General features: G+C 68.5%; 14 protein-coding genes. 9 read left to right on the forward strand and 5 right to left on the reverse strand.

The window, feature by feature from the left end; genetic code table 11:
• Window positions 1-16: 16 nt before the first annotated feature.
• Window positions 17-352, forward strand: a complete 336-nt coding sequence (locus tag HHAL_RS09990) for a TraR/DksA family transcriptional regulator (RefSeq protein WP_011814763.1) — start codon at window positions 17-19, stop codon at window positions 350-352.
• Here the strand turns inward: HHAL_RS09990 and epmA are convergent.
• Both epmA and efp read right to left on the reverse strand, forming a co-directional pair.
• A complete protein-coding gene (gene epmA / locus HHAL_RS09995; protein WP_011814764.1) occupies window positions 349-1,299 on the reverse strand; it encodes an EF-P lysine aminoacylase EpmA in 951 nt (316 codons plus the stop codon). The genes HHAL_RS09990 and epmA overlap by 4 nt on opposite strands.
• Complete coding sequence (gene efp / locus HHAL_RS10000; protein WP_011814765.1) at window positions 1,299-1,868, reverse strand: elongation factor P; 570 nt, start codon at window positions 1,866-1,868, stop codon at window positions 1,299-1,301. Before efp ends, epmA begins: the two co-directional genes overlap by 1 nt.
• Window positions 1,869-1,897: 29 nt before the next feature.
• Here efp and epmB point away from each other — a divergent pair, with 29 nt between their 5' ends.
• Complete coding sequence (gene epmB, locus HHAL_RS10005) at window positions 1,898-2,926, forward strand: EF-P beta-lysylation protein EpmB (RefSeq protein ID WP_011814766.1); 1,029 nt, start codon at window positions 1,898-1,900, stop codon at window positions 2,924-2,926.
• Here epmB and htpX read toward each other — a convergent pair.
• The 3 genes from htpX to parE form a co-directional block, all read right to left on the reverse strand.
• Entirely contained in the window at window positions 2,907-3,797 is an 891-nt protein-coding gene (gene htpX, locus HHAL_RS10010) for a protease HtpX (RefSeq protein WP_041595632.1), read from the reverse strand. The genes epmB and htpX overlap by 20 nt on opposite strands.
• Before the next feature lie 99 nt (window positions 3,798-3,896).
• On the reverse strand, window positions 3,897-6,149 hold the full coding sequence (gene parC, locus HHAL_RS10015) for a DNA topoisomerase IV subunit A (RefSeq protein WP_011814768.1): 2,253 nt from the start codon (window positions 6,147-6,149) through the stop codon (window positions 3,897-3,899).
• A gap of 35 nt (window positions 6,150-6,184) precedes the next feature.
• Window positions 6,185-8,095 carry a DNA topoisomerase IV subunit B gene (gene parE, locus HHAL_RS10020; RefSeq protein ID WP_011814769.1) on the reverse strand — a complete coding sequence of 637 codons (1,911 nt, stop codon included), beginning with the start codon at window positions 8,093-8,095 and terminating at the stop codon, window positions 6,185-6,187.
• 197 nt (window positions 8,096-8,292) lie between these two features.
• Between parE and HHAL_RS10025 the strand changes: the two genes are divergently transcribed.
• The 7 genes from HHAL_RS10025 to HHAL_RS10055 all read left to right on the forward strand — a co-directional run bounded on the left by HHAL_RS10025 (window position 8,293) and on the right by HHAL_RS10055 (window position 17,049).
• Window positions 8,293-8,556, forward strand: coding sequence for an exodeoxyribonuclease VII small subunit (locus HHAL_RS10025; protein ID WP_011814770.1), 264 nt, complete (start codon window positions 8,293-8,295; stop codon window positions 8,554-8,556).
• A complete protein-coding gene (locus HHAL_RS10030; RefSeq protein WP_011814771.1) occupies window positions 8,525-9,448 on the forward strand; it encodes a polyprenyl synthetase family protein in 924 nt (307 codons plus the stop codon). Before HHAL_RS10025 ends, HHAL_RS10030 begins: the two co-directional genes overlap by 32 nt.
• Before the next feature lie 178 nt (window positions 9,449-9,626).
• Complete coding sequence (gene folE2, locus HHAL_RS10035) at window positions 9,627-10,406, forward strand: GTP cyclohydrolase FolE2 (RefSeq protein ID WP_011814772.1); 780 nt, start codon at window positions 9,627-9,629, stop codon at window positions 10,404-10,406.
• A 215-nt stretch (window positions 10,407-10,621) separates the two neighbouring features.
• On the forward strand, window positions 10,622-11,242 hold the full coding sequence (locus HHAL_RS10040) for a TetR/AcrR family transcriptional regulator (protein WP_049751645.1): 621 nt from the start codon (window positions 10,622-10,624) through the stop codon (window positions 11,240-11,242).
• Window positions 11,243-12,397 carry an efflux RND transporter periplasmic adaptor subunit gene (locus tag HHAL_RS10045; protein ID WP_041595166.1) on the forward strand — a complete coding sequence of 385 codons (1,155 nt, stop codon included), beginning with the start codon at window positions 11,243-11,245 and terminating at the stop codon, window positions 12,395-12,397.
• Between the two features lie 6 nt (window positions 12,398-12,403).
• Entirely contained in the window at window positions 12,404-15,499 is a 3,096-nt protein-coding gene (locus HHAL_RS10050) for an efflux RND transporter permease subunit (RefSeq protein WP_011814775.1), read from the forward strand.
• Between the two features lie 53 nt (window positions 15,500-15,552).
• The gene (locus HHAL_RS10055) at window positions 15,553-17,049 is read left to right on the forward strand and encodes a TolC family outer membrane protein (protein ID WP_011814776.1); all 1,497 of its coding nucleotides are present in this window, start codon (window positions 15,553-15,555) and stop codon (window positions 17,047-17,049) included.
• Window positions 17,050-17,052 lie beyond the last annotated feature (3 nt).

Here is a 17,052-nt window from a genome sequence, read left to right on the forward strand (position 1 = left end):
AATGGATGGGACGAGCATGACCGACGAGCAGACCGAAACATTCCGCCAGCAACTGCTGGCGCTGCGTGAGGAGACCGTCGCCGCTGCGGAGTCCGCGCGGGCTGCCACTGCCACGGTGGAGCTCGATCAGACCCGTCAAGGACGGCTGTCGCGGATGGACGCCCTCCAGGGCCAGCAGATGGCCCTGGAGCGCGAGCGGCGCCGTCAGCACCTGGTCCAGCGCATCGACGGCGCACTGCGCCGGCTGGACAGCGGCGACTTCGGCTACTGCTTCATCTGCGGCGAGGACATCGACCCGCGCCGCCTCCAGGCCGACCCCACGCTGACAAGATGTGCCGAGTGCGCGGCTTAGCCGCCCGAACCCCGCACCGCCGCCAACGACTCTGCCCCCAGCGCCACCGCCAGCAGCCGGTCGACGCCCAGCGCCACCCCGGCGCAGTCGGGTACACCGCGCTCCAGGGCGCCGAGCAGCCGCTCGTCGAGGTCGTACACCGGCTGCCCGGCGCCGCGGCGCTCGGCCTGCTCGGCCTCGAAGCGCGCCCGCTGCGCGGCGGGGTCGGTGAGTTCGTGGTAGCCGTTGGCGATCTCCAGGCCGTCGATGAAGCACTCGAAACGCCGCGCAGTGCGCGGGTCAGCGTCGTCAAGGCGGGCCAGGGCCGCCTGGCTCGCCGGAAACCCGTAGAGAAAGGTCAACTGGCCGTGGCCCAGGGCCGGCCCCACGGCGTGGGAGAGCAGCAGATCGAGCGCGTCATCGCGGCTCGGGGCGGCCCCGTGCAGATCGATGCCCTGGTCCGCCAGAGCGTCGCGGAGTGCGTCATCCGCGTCGTCCAAGGGATCAACACCGGCGTAACGGCGAAAGGCCTCTTGGTAGGACCAGCGCTCGACCGGGCGATCACCGACAAGCAGCGCCGCCAGCGCCGACACCTCGTCCATCAGCCGGTGGTGGTCGAAGCCGATGCGGTACCACTCGAGCAGCGTGAACTCGGTGGCGTGCCAGCGCCCGCGCTCACCGCCCCGCCAGGCCGGCCCGAGGTAGTAGATGTCGCTGCTGCCGGCGGCGAGCATAGCCTTCATCGCCGATTCCGGGGAGGTCTGCAGGTAGGCGGCGTCGCCGTCGGCGGCCGCCCCGGGCACCGGGATGCTCTCCAGCGCCGGGTCCATGGCCGCCGGGCCGAGGCACGGCGGCTGCACCTCCACCACCCCGCGCTCGGCGAAGAAGCCGCGGATCCGTGCCAGCTTCTGACCGACCCGGCGCACGGTGGCGCCGTCGGCGGCGCCGCACGGACCGCCGGCCGCCATCAGTCCTTGGCGCGGCTGACGTACTCCGCCTTGCGGGTATCGACGCGCAGCACCTCGCCTTCCTCGATGAACAGGGGCACGCGCACCGTGGCGCCGGTCTCCAGCTTGGCCGGCTTGGTCCCGCCGCTGCTGGTATCCCCGCGCACGCCCGGATCGGTCTCGATGACCTTGAGGTCGACGAAGTTCGGCGCCTCCACCTGCAGCGGGGTGTCGTTCCACAGGATGACGGTGCAGGTATCCTGCTCCTTGATCCAGTTGGCGGCATCCCCCACGGCACTGCTCGGGGCCGCCTTCTGCTCGAAGGAGGTGGGATCCATGAAGTACCAGAACTCGCCGTCGTTGTAGAGATACTGGAGTTCGGTCTCCATGACGTCGGCCGCCTCGACGCTCTCGCCGGACTTGAACGTCTTCTCGACGACACGATTGGTCTTCAGATTGCGCAGCTTGACCCGGTTGAAGGCCTGCCCCTTGCCGGGCTTGACGAACTCGTTCTCGACGATGGTGAAAGGATCCCCGTCGAGCATAATCTTGAGCCCGCCCTTAAACTCGTTGGTGCTATAGGTCGCCATAATCCCCTCGGGTATGCGAAGTTGACGCGATGCTAACCGATACGGCCCGACAGCCCAAGCCAGGCAGAGAGCGCCGCGCCGCCGAGCGCTGGCGGCAGGAGCTGATCGGTGCGATTCGGCAGCCCGAGGAGCTGCTCCGGCGCCTGGATCTGCCTGAGTCACTGCTGGCCCCGGCCGAACAGGCCGCCCGGACCTTCCCAATGCGAGTGCCGGTCCCCTACCTGGCGCGCATCCGTCCCGGAGACCCCAACGACCCGCTGCTGCGCCAGGTGCTGCCCATCGGCGCCGAACTCGAGACCCATCCCGGCTACACCGCCGACCCCCTGGCCGAGCAGGGTGCCCGCACCGGCAGCGGCGTGCTGCAGAAGTACAACGGCCGGAGCCTGCTCATCGCCACCGGCGGCTGCGCCATCCACTGCCGTTACTGTTTCCGGCGCTGCTTCCCGTACAACCGCGAGGCGGGCTGGCGCACCGCCCTGGATCAGCTCGAGCAACACGGAGCCCCCGAGGAGGTCATCCTCAGCGGCGGAGATCCGCTGCTCCTCGACGATCAGGCGCTAGGCGCCTGCCTCGAGCGCCTCGGCCGCATCGCCGCGGTGCGCCGGGTACGTATCCACACCCGGCTACCGGTGGTGATCCCTTCCCGGGTCACTGCGGCCCTCGCCCGCCACCTGGGGCAAATCCGACTACAGAGCGTGATCGTGGTCCACGCCAACCACCCCCGGGAGATCGACGCGGAGGTCAGCTCGGCCCTGGCCCGGCTGCGAAACGTCTGCTCGACGGTCCTCAACCAGACGGTGCTGCTGCGCGGCGTCAACGACGATACCGCCACCCTGGCGTCCCTCTCCGAGCGGCTGTTCGCCGCCGACGTCCTCCCCTACTACCTACATCTGCTCGACCCGGTAGCCGGGGCGGCTCACTTCGACGTGGACGCAAAAACCGGGCAGCGGCTCTGGGCGGAACTGGCCCGGAGCTTGCCCGGTTATCTGGTGCCGCGCCTAGCCCGCGAGGAGCCCGGCGCGGCGGCCAAGACGGTGATTACACCGGACGCCCCTTGAGCGCCTCGATGCGCTCATCCAGCGGCGGGTGCGACATGAACAGCCGTTTGATCGACGAGCCGCCCATCCGGCCGTTGATGCCGAAGGCCTCCATCTCGTCCGGCATGTTCTGCGGCTCCACCGAGCGCTTAAGCTTCTCCAGCGCGGCGATCATCTTGTCGCGCCCGGCCAGCTTGGCGGCACCGCTATCCGCCCGGAACTCGCGCTTGCGCGAGAAGTACATGGTGATCATCGACGCCAGCACGCCGAGGACCATCTGAGCGAAGATCATGGTGATCCAGAAGCCGGGGCCGTGACCGCCCTCATTCTTGAACACCACCCGATCGACGAAGCGCCCGGCAACGTGCGAGAGGAAGATCACGAAGGTGTTCACCACGCCCTGGATCAGGGTCAGAGTGACCATGTCACCGTTGGAGACGTGGGCCACCTCGTGGGCGATGACCGCCTCGGCCTCGTCGCGGGTCATGTTCTGCAGCAGCCCCGAGCTGACCGCCACTAGGGCGCTGTTGCGCCGGGCACCGGTGGCAAAGGCGTTGATCTCCGGGGCGTCGTAGATTGCCACATCGGGCATGCCGATGCCCTCGCGCTGGGCGAAGCGGCGGACGGTCTCCACCAGCCACTGCTCCTGCTCGCCGCGCGGGCTCTCGATGGGCTTGGCACCCATCATCTTCATCGCCATGTACTTGGACATGGCCAGCGAGATGAAGGAGCCGGCAAAGCCGATGCCGGCGGCGAAGATCAGCAGCGTGACCATCTCCGCGTCGATGCCTTGCTCGCGGAGGAACTGCTCAACGCCGAGCAGGTTGAGGATGATCGACAGCACCAACACCACAGCGATGTTGGTCGCCAACAGTAACGCGATCCGGGTCAGCATCGTTAAGAACGCTCCTCTTTCATCAAGCTGCGGAACCTACTCCCTAGCGCTTGGATTGGGTTGGGCGACCAGGGTTTCAAGACCGGGTCGATCCGCTCAATTCTCCACGTGGAGCCCACGGATCTGGCGCAGCCCGCGCGGCAACTGAACACCGCGCCGGCCCCGGGCGGCGCGGAACGCCTCCAGATCGCTGTGGCTCAGCCGCTTGCCGGTCTTGCCGGCCTCCACACGCAGCGCTGCGCCGGCGGGCAGCACGGCCACGGCGACCACCACCTCCTCGCGATCGCGCAGGCGCTGGGCAGGGATGCCAATGAGCTTGTTGCCCTTGCCTCGCGCCATCTCCGGCAGCTCCTCAAGGGGGAAGACCAGCAGTCGGCCATCGGAACTGGCCACCACCACCTCGGCACCATCGGCCTCCGCGGGCACCGTTACGGGCGGGAGCACAGCCGCCCCATCCGGCAGGGTCAGCACCGCCTTCCCGGAGCGATTGCGCGAGAAGAGCTCGCGCAGGGGGACACGGAAGCCGTAGCCGGCATCGGAGGCGAGCAACCAGCGCGACTCCGAATCGCCGGCGAGGACCGACTGGAAGCGGGCCTTCTCCGGGGGCGTGAGCCGCTTGGTCAGCGGCTCCCCCTGGCTGCGCGCCGACGGCAGGGTATGCGCCGGGACCGCGTAGGCCCGACCGGTGGAGTCGAGGAAGATGGCCGGCTGGTTCGACCGGCCCAGGGCGTGATCCAGGTAGCCGTCGCCGGCCTTGTAGGAGAGCCCGGTCGCATCGACCTCGTGGCCCTTGGCGGCGCGGACCCAGCCCTTCTCCGAGAGCACCACGGTGACCGGCTCGCTGGGCATCAGCTCGGTCTCGTCCATGGCCCGCGCCGGACCGCGCTGGACCAGCGGCGAGCGGCGCTCGTCCCCGTGGGCCTCGGCATCACCGAGGAGCTCGCTCTTGACCTGCTCGCGCAGCCGGGCGGCGTCGCCAAGGGTGGCGCGCAGCTCGTCGCGCTCACGCTCCAGATCGCCCTGCTCGCCGCGGATCTTCATCTCCTCCAGACGGGCCAAGTGGCGCAGGCGCAGCTCGAGGATCGCCTCGGCCTGGGCATCACTGAGCCCGAAGCGCTCCATGAGCACCGGCTTGGGCTCGTCCTCCTCGCGGATGATGGCGATGACCTCATCGATGTTCAGATACGCGGTGAGCAGGCCCTCGAGGATATGGAGCCGATCCTCCACCTTCTCCAAGCGCCAAGTCAGGCGACGGCGGACCGTCTCGGTGCGGAAGCTCAGCCACTCGGCCAGAAGGTCGCGCAGGGAGAAGACCCGCGGCCGACCGTCGAGGCCGATGACGTTCAGGTGGACGCGGTAGCCGCGCTCGAGATCCGTGGTGGCGAACAGGTGATCCATGACCCGCTCCGGATCCTGGCGCCGGGAGCGGAGCTGGACGACGATGCGCACCGGCGCGTCGTGGTCCGACTCATCGCGCAGATCCTCGACCATGGGCAGCTTGCGCGACTGGATCTGGGCGGCGATCTGCTCCATGACCTTGGCGCCGGCCACCTGGTAAGGGAGTGCGTGGATGACGATCTGCGCCTGCTCCCGCTCATACTCCCAGCGGGCCCGCGCGCGGACGGTACCGTGGCCCCGCTCGTAGATGGTGCGCAGCTCCTCGCGCGGCGTGATCACGTCCGAGGCGGTGGGGAAGTCCGGCGCCGGCACGTGCTCACAGAGCTCCGCCGTGGTGGCCTCGGGCCGATCGAGGAGGTGGACGCAGGCATCGACCACCTCGCGCAGGTTGTGGGGCGGGATATCCGTGGCCATGCCCACGGCGATCCCCGAACCGCCGTTGAGCAACACGTTCGGCAGCCGCGCCGGCAGGCGTTCCGGCTCCTGCAGGGCGCCGTCGAAGTTGGGAATCCACTCCACTGTCCCCTGCCCCAACTCGTTGAGCAGCACGCGGGCGTAGGGGGTCAGGCGCGCCTCGGTGTAGCGCATGGCGGCGAAGGATTTCGGATCGTCCGGAGAGCCCCAGTTGCCCTGGCCGTCGATCAACGGATAGCGATAGGTGAACGGCTGGGCCATGTGGACCATGGCCTCGTAGCAGGCCGCGTCGCCGTGCGGGTGGTACTTGCCGAGCACGTCGCCGACGGTACGGGCCGATTTCTTGTACTTCGCCGCCGCCGACAACCCGAGTTCGGACATGGCGTAGACGATCCGCCGCTGCACCGGCTTGAGCCCGTCGGAGACGTGGGGCAGCGCACGGTCGAGGATGACGTACATCGAGTAGTCGAGGTAGGCCCGCTCGGTGAACTCGCGGAGCGGTTGCGTCTCGAAGTCGGAGGCAGCGTTTTCGGACATAGTCGTTTGCTGTTCGGCGCTTAGTAGTCAGGGGGTCAAAGGACGATTTCCGCCAGGTTGCCCTTGCTCTCCAGCCACTCGCGGCGCTGGGCTGCGGCGCCACGGCCGAGCAGCATGCCGAGCAGGCGTTCGGTCTCGTCGGGGTCATCGACGGTGAGCTGAACCAGGCGGCGGGTATCCGGGGCCATGGTGGTCTCGCGCAGCTGGACCGGGTTCATCTCACCAAGGCCCTTGAAGCGCGTCTCCTGCACCTTGCCCTTGATGCGCTCGGCCTCGATCCGGTCGAGGATACCCTGGCGCTCGTCGCGGTCGAGGGCGTAGAAGGTCTGCTTGCCAACATCGATGCGATACAGCGGCGGCATCGCCACGTAGACGTGGCCGCCGGCCACCAGGGCCGGGAAGTGGCGCTGGAACAGGGCGCAGAGCAGCGTGGCAATGTGCGCGCCGTCGGGGTCAGCGTCGGCCAGGACGCAGACCTTGTGGTAGCGCAGCCCGGAGAGGTCCTCGCTGCCCGGGTCGACCCCCAGGGCCACGGCGATATCGTGGACCTCCTGGGAGGCCATGACCTCGTCGGGAGCCACCTCCCAGGTATTGAGGATCTTACCGCGCAGCGGCATGACCGCCTGGAATTCCCGTTCGCGGGCCTGCTTGGCCGAGCCGCCGGCGGAATCCCCCTCGACCAGGAAGAGCTCGCTGCGCGCCGGATCCTGCCCGGTGCAGTCGGCCAGCTTGCCGGGCAGCGCCGGCCCACTGCCCACCCGCTTGCGCGTCACCTTCTTGGCGGCCCGCTGGCGGCGCTGAGCGGCGCGCACCACCAGATCGACAATCTGCTCGGCGCTCTGGGTGTGCTCGTTGAGCCACAGGCTGAAGGCGTCCTTCACGGCCCCGGAGACGAAGGCGGCACAGTTGCGCGAGGAGAGCCGCTCCTTGGTCTGCCCGGCGAACTGCGGCTCATGCATCTTCACCGACAGCACGTAGCTGATGTGCTCCCAGACGTCCTCCGGGGCGATGCGCACCCCGCGCGGCAGCAGGTTACGCAGCTCGCAGAACTCGCGCATGGCCTCGGTCAGGCCGGTGCGCAGGCCGTTGACGTGGGTCCCGCCCTGAGGAGTGGGGATGAGGTTGACGTAGCTCTCCGCCGGCCCGCTGCCCTCCGGCAACCACACCAGGGCGCACTCCATCTCCTCGTGCTCGGAGCCGAGCCGGGCAGTGAACGGCGGATCCGGCAGATGCTCGTAGTCGGCCACGGCACCGGCCAGGTAATCGCGCAGCCCATCCTCGTAGTACCAGGTCAGCACCTCGGGCTCCTGCCCCTCGCCCCCGGTGGCGTCGCGCAGGATGACCGTCAGCCCCGGGCAGAGCACCGCTTTGGCGCGCAGCAGGTGCTCGAGCCGGGCGCGAGAGAAGCGCGGGCTGTCGAAGTAGCTGGTATCCGGCCAGAAGCGCAGCGTGGTGCCGGTCTCCCGCGTCTTGCCCACCCGCTCCAGCGGCTCGATCCGCTCCCCCGCCGAGAAGGCGATGGTGTGCTCGGCGCCGTCGCGGCGGATATGCACCTGCAGCCGCGTCGATAGCGCGTTCACCACGGAGACACCGACCCCGTGCAGGCCGCCGGAATAGCGGTAGCTCTTGCTCGAGAACTTGCCGCCGGCGTGGAGCCGGCCGAGGATCACCTCGACCGCGGGCACCCCCTCGGTGGGATGCATATCCACCGGCATGCCGCGGCCGTCGTCGCTGACCTCCAGGGAGCCATCAGCGTGCACGGTCACCTCGATGCGCCGGGCGTGTCCGGCGACCGCCTCGTCGACACTGTTGTCGATCACCTCCTGGGCGAGGTGGTCGGGGCGGTTGGTTTCGGTGTACATACCGGGACGCCGGCGTACCGGCTCCAGTCCGGTCAGGACTTCGATGTCGGAGGCGTCGTAGGTCTGCTGGGTCTTGGTTGTCATCGGATCACGGTGGTCACGGATCGGGCCATTGAGGGTTCGCGCTCGGGGCGAGCAGTTTCCGGCTACCGGAGGCAAGTTACAAGGGAGCCGTTCGCCGGGATTCCCTGCACCGTCGTCGGCGACGGAGGCGTGGCTCGCACCCTGCCGCTTCGCGGCTTATTTGACCACCCCTTGCGGCTCCGTTACTTTTCTCCGTCATGAGCGAGACCGATTCTCAGGAAACCGCCCCCCAGGGCGACCTCCCCGACTTCGAGCGCTCGGTGGCCGAACTTGAGGCCCTGATCGAACGCATGGAGCGTGGCGAACAGACCCTTGAGGAGGCCCTGCGCGACTTTGAACGGGGCATCCACCTGACCCGCCACTGCCAGAAGGCGCTGAGCGCCGCCGAGCAGAAAGTGGCTATCCTACTCGAGAACAGCGAGGACGGTGATGTCGGCCCGTTTCGACCCGACGATTCTTGAGGCCCTGGAGGCGGCCCTGCCGCCGCTGCGCGAACGCGCCGAACGGGCCCTGGAGGCGGCCCTGCCCGCCGCCGATGCCCATCCGACGGGCATCCATGAGGCGATGCGCTACGCGGTGCTCGGCGGCGGCAAGCGCATGCGCCCGATCCTGGTGTACGCCACCGGGCAGGCCCTCGATCACACCGGCAGAGCGCTGGACGCCCCGGCCTGCGCCGTGGAGATGATCCACGCCTACTCGCTCGTCCACGACGATCTACCCGCCATGGACGACGACGATCTGCGGCGCGGGCAACCGACCTGCCACCGCGCCTACGATGAGCCGACGGCCATCCTGGTCGGCGATGCCCTGCAGGCCCGGGCCTTCGAACTCCTGGCCGACGGCGAGCGGGAGGGCGCTCCGGCTCCCGCCGCCCGGGCCGGCATGGTCCACGCCCTGGCGCGGGCGGCGGGCTCGGGCGGCATGGTCGGTGGCCAGGCCATCGACCTCGCCGCGGTGGGGCGTCAGCTCGACGCCGCCGAGCTCGAGGACATGCACATCCACAAGACCGGGGCCCTGATCCGGGCCAGCGTCCAGCTCGGCGCCCTGGCCAGCGGTCCGACCTGCGCCGCCACCCTCAACGCCCTCGATCGCTACGCCAAGTGCGTCGGGCTCGCCTTCCAGATCCACGACGACGTACTCGACGTGGAGGGCGATGCCGACGCCCTGGGCAAGGAGCAGGGCGCTGACGCGGCCCGGGACAAACCCACCTATCCGTCGATCCTCGGTCTGCGCCAGTCCCGCGAGCTGGCCGAGCGGCTGGCCGGCGACGCCATTGATGCCCTGGCCGACCTGGGTCCCGGCGCGGATGTGCTGCGCGGACTGGCCGCCTACTGCATCCAGCGCCAGGCCTGACCGCCCGCCCTTCCGGTTAAAACCCCACCGAGGCCGTCGGGATTACCCCTTTACAAAAACTTAAACTCGTTCCAAATTCAAACCTATCGCTGGAAGCCCAGATCGAGGCCGCAGAATCATGCTCAACCCCACTTGTCACCCGCCCCATACGACGGGGTCAGACACCAGGAACAAGACCATGGAAGACGTCCAGGGACGGGCCGACACCCGGCAGATCGAGATCAATAAGGTCGGCATCAAGGATATCCGCCACCCGGTGCGGGTACGCGACCGCACCGGGCGCGACCAGCACACCGTGGCCACCTTCAGCATGTATGTGAACCTGCCGCAGCACTTCAAGGGCACGCACATGTCGCGGTTCGTCTCGATCCTCGAGGGCCACGACCGCGAGGTCACCGTGGAGTCCTTCCACGAGATGCTCGCCGAGATGACCGACCGCCTCGAGGCCCACTCCGGGCATATCGAGATGGCGTTCCCTTACTTCGTCAACAAGCAGGCGCCGGTCACCGGGGTCGAGAGCCTGATGGACTACGAGGTGACGTTCATCGGCGAGATCCACGGCGGTCGCCACGAGACCTGGGTGCGCGTCGCCGTGCCGATCACCACCCTGTGCCCCTGCTCCAAGGAGATCGCTGAGCGCGGCGCCCACAACCAACGCTCCCTGGTCGTGGTGACGGCGCTGATGGACGGCTTCGTCTGGCTGGAAGAACTCATCGACCTGGTCGAGCGGGAAGGCTCCTGCGAGCTCTACGGGTTGCTCAAACGCCCGGACGAGAAGCACGTGACCGAACGCGCCTACGACAACCCCAAGTTCGTCGAGGATGTGGTACGGGACATCGCCGGCCGGCTCAACGATGATGGGCGCATCGCCGCCTACTCGGTGACCTCCGAGAACTACGAGTCCATCCACAACCACTCCGCATTCGCGCTGATCGAGCAGGACAAGCGGGGGCGCTGACCCCCGCGACGCCTCGGCACTTGGCGGCCCCGGTTGACCCTGCCGCAGGGGCAGGATTAGAGACTCTTACCCCGCTCGACCAACTGATCAGAATCAATCACAACCCGTGCAACGTGCTCCTTGCGCCGGTAGGATGGCCTTTGTAGGATCACTGACCGTTCGGTCGGTTGGCCAAGCGACCGCACCCCTGGAGCCTGAGCAGGATGGCCGCGCCCATGCCCGAGAACACCGGACGCACCGAAGCCGCCGAGCGGATCCTTGCCGCCGCCAAGCACCTGTTCGCCCGCGACGGCTACAGCTCCGTCTCGATCCGCGACATCGCCGAGGCCGCCGGCGTCAGCAAGGCCAACGTCTTCCACCACTTCGCCTCCAAGGAGGAACTCTACGTGGAGACGCTGCGCCGCTGCTGCGAAGCGGCGCGGGCGTTGATCCAGGCCTTCGCCGAAGATCAGGCGCGGGAACCGGCCGAACAGCTGCGCGCCTTCGTCCGCGCCGACCTCCGGCGCGCCCTGGACGACCCCGACGCCACCCGCTTGGTGTTGGCCGAGGCCTTCGACGCCTCGCCGAGCCAGGCCCGGACCCTGGTCAACCAGGTCTTCGGCGCCGATTTCCGGCGTATGACGGAGATCTTCTCGCGGGGCCAGGAAGACGGCTCGTGGCGGCAGGACACCAGCCCCGCGCTGATGGCCTCACTGATGCTGGCCGCCAACACCTTCTACACCGCTCACCGAGAGGTCCTGCGCCAGCTCCCCGGCGTGGACTTCGCCGACGACCCTGATCAGTACGCGGATCACGTCGTCGACATCCTGCTCGACGGGATCCAAAAGGAGGCGTAAGTGACTCACTGGCACAAGCTCGATTCGTCCCCCGTGTCGCCGGCCCGGCCCCGCCGGGTCGGTGTGATGGTCTCCGTAGCAGCCCTCGCCCTGCTCGCCGCTGCCTGCGGCGAAGACGCCGACAACGGCGAGGCCACCGCCGAGGAGGACGCCATCCCCGTCACCTGGATCGAGGCCGCCGAGGAAGAGGTCCGCGAGGTCCGCAACACCGTCGGCAGCATCGAAGCCAAGTCGCGGCCGCTACTCGCCGCCGAGGTGGGCGGCGTCATCGACACCATCCACGTCGACGAGGGGGCGCAGGTCGACCGCGGCGAACTCCTCGCCGAGATCGACCGCGAGGATTACATCGATGACCGCGACGCGGCCGCCGGCGACGTGGCCCGCCTGACCGCCATGGTCGGCGTGCAGGAGCGCAACGTGGCCCGCAACCGGGAGCTCTACGAGGACGACCACATCTCCGAGGACGAGCTCGACAACGCCGAGGCCGAGCTTGAAGCCCGCGAGGAAGAGCTCGCCTCCGCCCTCGCCCAGCTGCGGCGGGCCGAGCGGGATCTGGAACGCACCCGGATCCGCGCCGTGGTCAGCGGCGCCGTGGACGAGCGCCACATCAGCGCGGGCGACTACGTCAACGCCGGCGACGCCGTCTTCCAACTGATCAACCTGGACCGGCTCAAGGTCCGCCTGCCGGTCTCCGAAAGCCTGGCCCCCCGGGTCGACAGCGGCACGGAGCTGATCCTCAGCAGCCGCTCTGGCCTCCGCCCGGACCTGAAGACCACGGTCTCGGACCTGCGCCCCGGTATCCGTGATGCCACCCGCTCGCTGCAGCTTATCGCCGAGGTCGACAACCCCGGGGGGTGGCGCCCCGGCGCCAGCGCCGAGGCGGAGGTGGTGCTCGATGTCCGCGACGGCATCGTCGTACCCAACCAGAGCGTCGTGCGCCGCCCCGCCGGCGAGGTGGCCTACGTACTGAGCGAAGACGAGGGCCGGGTCGAGGAGCGCACCGTTGAGGTGGGGACCCGCTTTGGGGACCGCGCCGAGATCCGCGACGGCCTGGAACCCGGTGAGCGGCTCGTCCTCGACGGTGCGGGCTTCCTCACCGACGGCGCCGCCGTGGACGCCGCTCCCCACGAAGGCGACGACACGGATACGGAGTAAGGCACCATGACGCTCTCCGAGCTCTCCATACGCCGCCACGTCCTGGCGGTGATGATCAGCGCGCTGATCGTGCTCGTCGGCGCGATCGCCTATCAGGATATCGGCACCGACCGGATCCCCAACATCGACTTCCCCATGGTCAGCGTCACCGTTCATCAGGACGGCGCCGACCCGGAGCTGATGGACTCGGCGGTGACCGACGAGGTCGAGCGAGCAGTGAACACGGTCCCCGGGATCGACGACATCCAGTCGGTCTCCCTGCCCGGGACCTCGGTGGTTACCGTGCAGTTCGACCTGGACGTCGACGTCGATGTGGCCTTCAACGAGGTCAACGCCAAGGTCTCCGAGATCGTCCAGGACCTGCCGGAGGACGCCGAGGCGCCGGTGGTCGATAAGGTGGAGATGGACGCCCAGCCGATCATGTGGCTATCGCTCCAGGGCGACCGCACGGCGCAGGATCTCGACCGCTACGCCCGCAACGAGGTGCGCCCGCAGATTGAGGGGATCACCGGCGTCGGCGAAGTGCGGATCGGCGGCTCCCGGGAGCGGACCATGCGCCTGGAGGTCGACCCCGACCGCATGGCCGCCCACAACGTCGACGCCCAATCGATCATGCAGGCCCTCGAAGAGGAGCACGCCCAGATGCCGGGCGGCTTCCTGGTCGGCGGTGACACCGAGGAGATGCTCAAGCTCGACGTGGAGTACCACGACGCCGATGGCCTCGAAGCGATGATCATCGCCGAGGACGGCGACGATCGGGTCCGTTTCCGCGATATCGGCACCGTCGAGGACGGCCTGGCCGATATGCGCCAGCTCGCCCGCTTCAATGGCGAGCCGACTATCGGCCTCGGCGTGGTGAAGGTCTCCGGGGCGAATACCGTCGCCATCATCGACGAGGTCAAGGAACGCCTGGACGACCAGATCCGGCCGCAGTTGCCGCCGGGGCTCGACTTGCACATCTCCACCGACGAGTCGCAGTTCATCCTCGAGCAGATCGACTCGCTCTATCTGACCATCGCCCTGGGCATCCTTTTCGCCGCCCTGGTGATGTGGCTGTTCCTGCGCAACCTGCGCTCGACGGCCATCGTCTCGCTGGCCATCCCCATCTCGCTGATGGCCGCGATTGCGGTGATCTACTTCTTCGGCTACACGCTGAACTCGATCACCATGCTGGCCATGCTCCTGCTCATCGGCGTGGTGGTCGACGACGCCATCGTCGTGCTGGAGAACATCTACCGACACCGCCAGCAGTACCGACAAGGGCCCATGGCGTCGGCGATCTCCGGCTCCAACGAGGTCTTCTTCGCGGTCATCGCCTCCACCCTCACCCTGGTCTCGATCTTCGGTTCGGTGATCTTCATGGAGGCGATCATCGGCCGGTTCTTCGAGTCGTTCGCGGTGGTGGTCGCCTTCGGCGTGCTGGCCTCGAGCATCGTCGCCCTGACCCTGATCCCGATGCTCGCCTCGCGCTTCCTCCACGTCCCGGAGCAGGAGGGGGCCTTCTACCGGGCTCTCGAGCAAGGCTTCCAGGCCATCGAGCGGACCTACCGCTGGTCCCTGGGCTACGTCCTGCGCTTCCGCTGGACCACCCTGGGCCTGGCCCTGCTCTTTGCCGTGGCGGTGGCCGTGCTCATCGCACCGCGTCTCGGCGGCGAGTTCGCCCCGGACGAGGACACCGGCGAGTTCATGGTCAACTTCCAGACCCCGCTGGGCTCCGGGATCGAGTACACCGATCGGCAGATGCGCGAGATCGAGGCCATCCTCGAGGAACAGCCCGAGGTGGACCGCTACTTCTCGGCCATCGGCATCGGTGACCGCGGCCAGGTCAACCGCGGCATCGCCTTCGTCCGGATGGTCGAGCGCGATGAGCGGGACGCCTCGCAGCAGGAGGTGGTGCAGCGGATCCGGCCCGAACTGGCCGAACTGCCCGGGGTGCGCGCCTTCGCCTCGGACGTGCCCTTCGTCCCCGGCCAGCGCGGCGAACCCCTGCAGTTCGTGGTCACCGGCCCCAACGTCGAGGAACTGGGCGACCACGCCCGGGAGATCCAGGAGCGCCTGGAGGCCGTCGACGGCATGGGCAGCATCGACTTGGAGCTCGACCTGGAGCTGCCCCAGGTCGAGGTCGAGGTGGACCGGGAACAGGCCCGGAGCCTCGGCCTCAACGCCCGGGACATCGCCCAGACCATCAACGTCCTCGCCGGTGGCTTCAACGTCGCCCGCTTCGACGACGGCCCCGGCGGTCAGGACGGGCGGCGCTACGACATCCGCCTCAAGGCCCAGGAGGACATGATCGGCGATATCGATGACCTACAGCGGATCCAGCTCCTCTCCGAGCACGGCGAGATGGTCCCGCTAGAGGCGGTGACCACCATGGAGGAGACCCTAGGACCGGCGGCGATCACCCGCCACAACCTCTCCTACTCGGCGGAGTTCTACGCCGACCCGGATCTGCCCCTGGCCGAGGCCGTCGACGAGCTCAATGCGGTGGCCGACGACGTCCTGCCGCTGAACTTCGACGTGGAGCTGGTCGGCCAGGCCGAGGAGATGGAGCGGGCCGTGACGGCGATGCTCTTCGTGCTCTTTCTGGCGGCGACGCTGGTCTATATCGTGCTGGCCAGCCAGTTCAACTCCTTCGTCCAGCCGCTGCTGATCATGGCAGCGCAGCCCCTGGCGCTCATCGGCGGGCTGCTCGGCCTGTGGGTGGGCGGCTTCACGCTCAACATCTACTCGATGATCGGCATGGTGCTGCTCATGGGGCTGGTCACCAAGAACGGGATCCTGCTGGTGGACCTGACCAACCAGTACCGGGAGAAACGGGATCTCTCCATCAACGAGGCCCTGGCCGAGGCGTGCCCGATCCGTCTGCGCCCGGTGCTGATGACCTCGCTGACCCTGATCCTTGCCCTGATCCCGGCGGCCGCAGGGCTGGGCGCCGGATCGGAGACCAACGCCCCGATGGCAGCGGCGATCATCGGCGGTATGATCACCGCCATGCTGCTCACCCTGGCCGTGATCCCGGCGGCCTACTCCCTGCTCGAGGGCTACCTCTCGCGGCGGGGCTGGGGCCGGCTGAGCAAGATCGCCGAGGACTACTTCGGATGAAGGCGCCCGGGGGCCCTGGTGGCCCCCGCGCCCCGCGATAAGGACCAACGCCCATGAAGCGAGGCAACGAGAGACTGCAGTTCAGGCTCGCCCCCCGGGTCACCGGCTGGACCCTGGCCGCCCTGCTGGCGCTGCCCGGGGCCACCGGTGCCGGGGACGAGGACAACGACGATCGCGACGACGCCGAGGCGGTGGTCGACGCCCCGGTGCCAGTGGAGGACGAAGAGGACGCCCTGGCCCCGGCAGAGATTGAGGAGCGGACTCCGCAGCAGGACCTGCTGGACATCTACCGCCTGGCGGTGGAGGCCGACCGCAGCCTGTCCGCCGCGCTCAACCGGCGCCGCGCCGCCGACGAGCAGATCGCCCAGGCCCGCTCGCAGTTCCTGCCGCAGATCAATGCAACAGCAAAGTACGAAGACATCGATTCAGAGACCGACTGGGATGGGGGTGCCACCGTGGACGGCGACACCTCGGGGTGGCAGGCGACCCTCTCTTTAACCCAGCCGATCTTCCGGCGCGGCAACTTCATCGACCTGGAGCGGGCGCGGACCGCCGTGGACCGGGCCGGGATCGAACTCGCCGTGGCCGAGCAGGGGCTGGTGGTGGACGTCACCGAGGCGTACTTCGACGTGCTCCTGGCCCAGGACGAGCAGGCCCTGGTCGAGGCCGAGCTAGCTGCCGTTGAGAGTCAGCTTCGCCGCGCCGAGCGGGCCCTGGAGGTGGGCACCGGCACCCAGACCGACGTCGACGAGGCCCGGGCCACCTTCGACCGGGTGCGCGCCGAGCGGGTGGCGGTGGACAACCAGGTGGAGGTCGCCAAGCAGGCCCTGCGCCGACTCACCGGCGAACTGCCCGGGGAGCTGGCCGGCCTCGGCGAGGCGTTCGAGCCGCAGCCGGTGGAACCTGCCGACACCGACCACTGGGTAGACCTGGCCCAGCGCTACAACCTGGAGGTTCAGCTCGCCGAGCGGGACGACCAGCTGGCCCGCCACGACGTCGAGGGGCAGCGCGCCGATCGCTGGCCGGAGGTTGACCTGGAAGCCTCTTTACGACGAGAAGATGGCGAAAGCCTTAACCAGCAAGCAATGACGAGCATGGACCGTCAGATAGACACCCGCTCCATCCGCCTGCAGGTCTCCGTGCCGCTTTACACCGGCGGCGCCATCTCCAGCCGGGTCCGTGAGGCCGAGGCCGAACGCACCGCAGCCAGCGACGACCTGGCCGACCAGCGCCGGGCCAGTGCCCTGGACGCCCGCTCCGCCTTCCTCGGCCTGACCTCGGAGCTGGAACGGGTCCGGGCCCTGGAGCAGGCCCTGGTCTCGGCGCGCAGCAACGAGGCGTCGGTGCGTCGCGGGCAAGAGGTGGGCACCCGCACCACCACCGACGTCCTCGACGCCCAGAGCCAGCGCTTCGAGACCAAGCGCGACCTGGCTGCAGCGCGTTATGATTACCTGCTGAACTTTGTGCAGTTGCAGGCGTCCGCCGGACTGGCGGTGGATGAGACGGTCATCCGCGAGATCAACGAGCAGCTGCAGTCGGTCTCTCGATAACTG

Origin of the sequence: Halorhodospira halophila SL1, assembly GCF_000015585.1 — a bacterium.
GTDB lineage: Bacteria > Pseudomonadota > Gammaproteobacteria > Nitrococcales > Halorhodospiraceae > Halorhodospira > Halorhodospira halophila.

Bases quoted from the DNA above. Each gene is read 5' to 3' on its own strand.
- parC (WP_011814768.1), bottom strand. From the start codon at position 6,149: ATGTCCGAAAACGCTGCCTCCGACTTCGAGACGCAACCGCTCCGCGAG.
- folE2 (WP_011814772.1), top strand. From the start codon at position 9,627: ATGGAAGACGTCCAGGGACGGGCCGACACCCGGCAGATCGAGATCAAT.
- HHAL_RS10040 (WP_049751645.1), top strand. From the start codon at position 10,622: ATGCCCGAGAACACCGGACGCACCGAAGCCGCCGAGCGGATCCTTGCC.
- HHAL_RS10025 (WP_011814770.1), top strand. From the start codon at position 8,293: ATGAGCGAGACCGATTCTCAGGAAACCGCCCCCCAGGGCGACCTCCCC.
- efp (WP_011814765.1), bottom strand. From the start codon at position 1,868: ATGGCGACCTATAGCACCAACGAGTTTAAGGGCGGGCTCAAGATTATG.
- epmB (WP_011814766.1), top strand. From the start codon at position 1,898: ATGCTAACCGATACGGCCCGACAGCCCAAGCCAGGCAGAGAGCGCCGC.
- HHAL_RS09990 (WP_011814763.1), top strand. From the start codon at position 17: ATGACCGACGAGCAGACCGAAACATTCCGCCAGCAACTGCTGGCGCTG.
- HHAL_RS10030 (WP_011814771.1), top strand. From the start codon at position 8,525: ATGTCGGCCCGTTTCGACCCGACGATTCTTGAGGCCCTGGAGGCGGCC.
- parE (WP_011814769.1), bottom strand. From the start codon at position 8,095: ATGACAACCAAGACCCAGCAGACCTACGACGCCTCCGACATCGAAGTC.
- HHAL_RS10050 (WP_011814775.1), top strand. From the start codon at position 12,404: ATGACGCTCTCCGAGCTCTCCATACGCCGCCACGTCCTGGCGGTGATG.
- epmA (WP_011814764.1), bottom strand. From the start codon at position 1,299: ATGGCGGCCGGCGGTCCGTGCGGCGCCGCCGACGGCGCCACCGTGCGC.
- HHAL_RS10055 (WP_011814776.1), top strand. From the start codon at position 15,553: ATGAAGCGAGGCAACGAGAGACTGCAGTTCAGGCTCGCCCCCCGGGTC.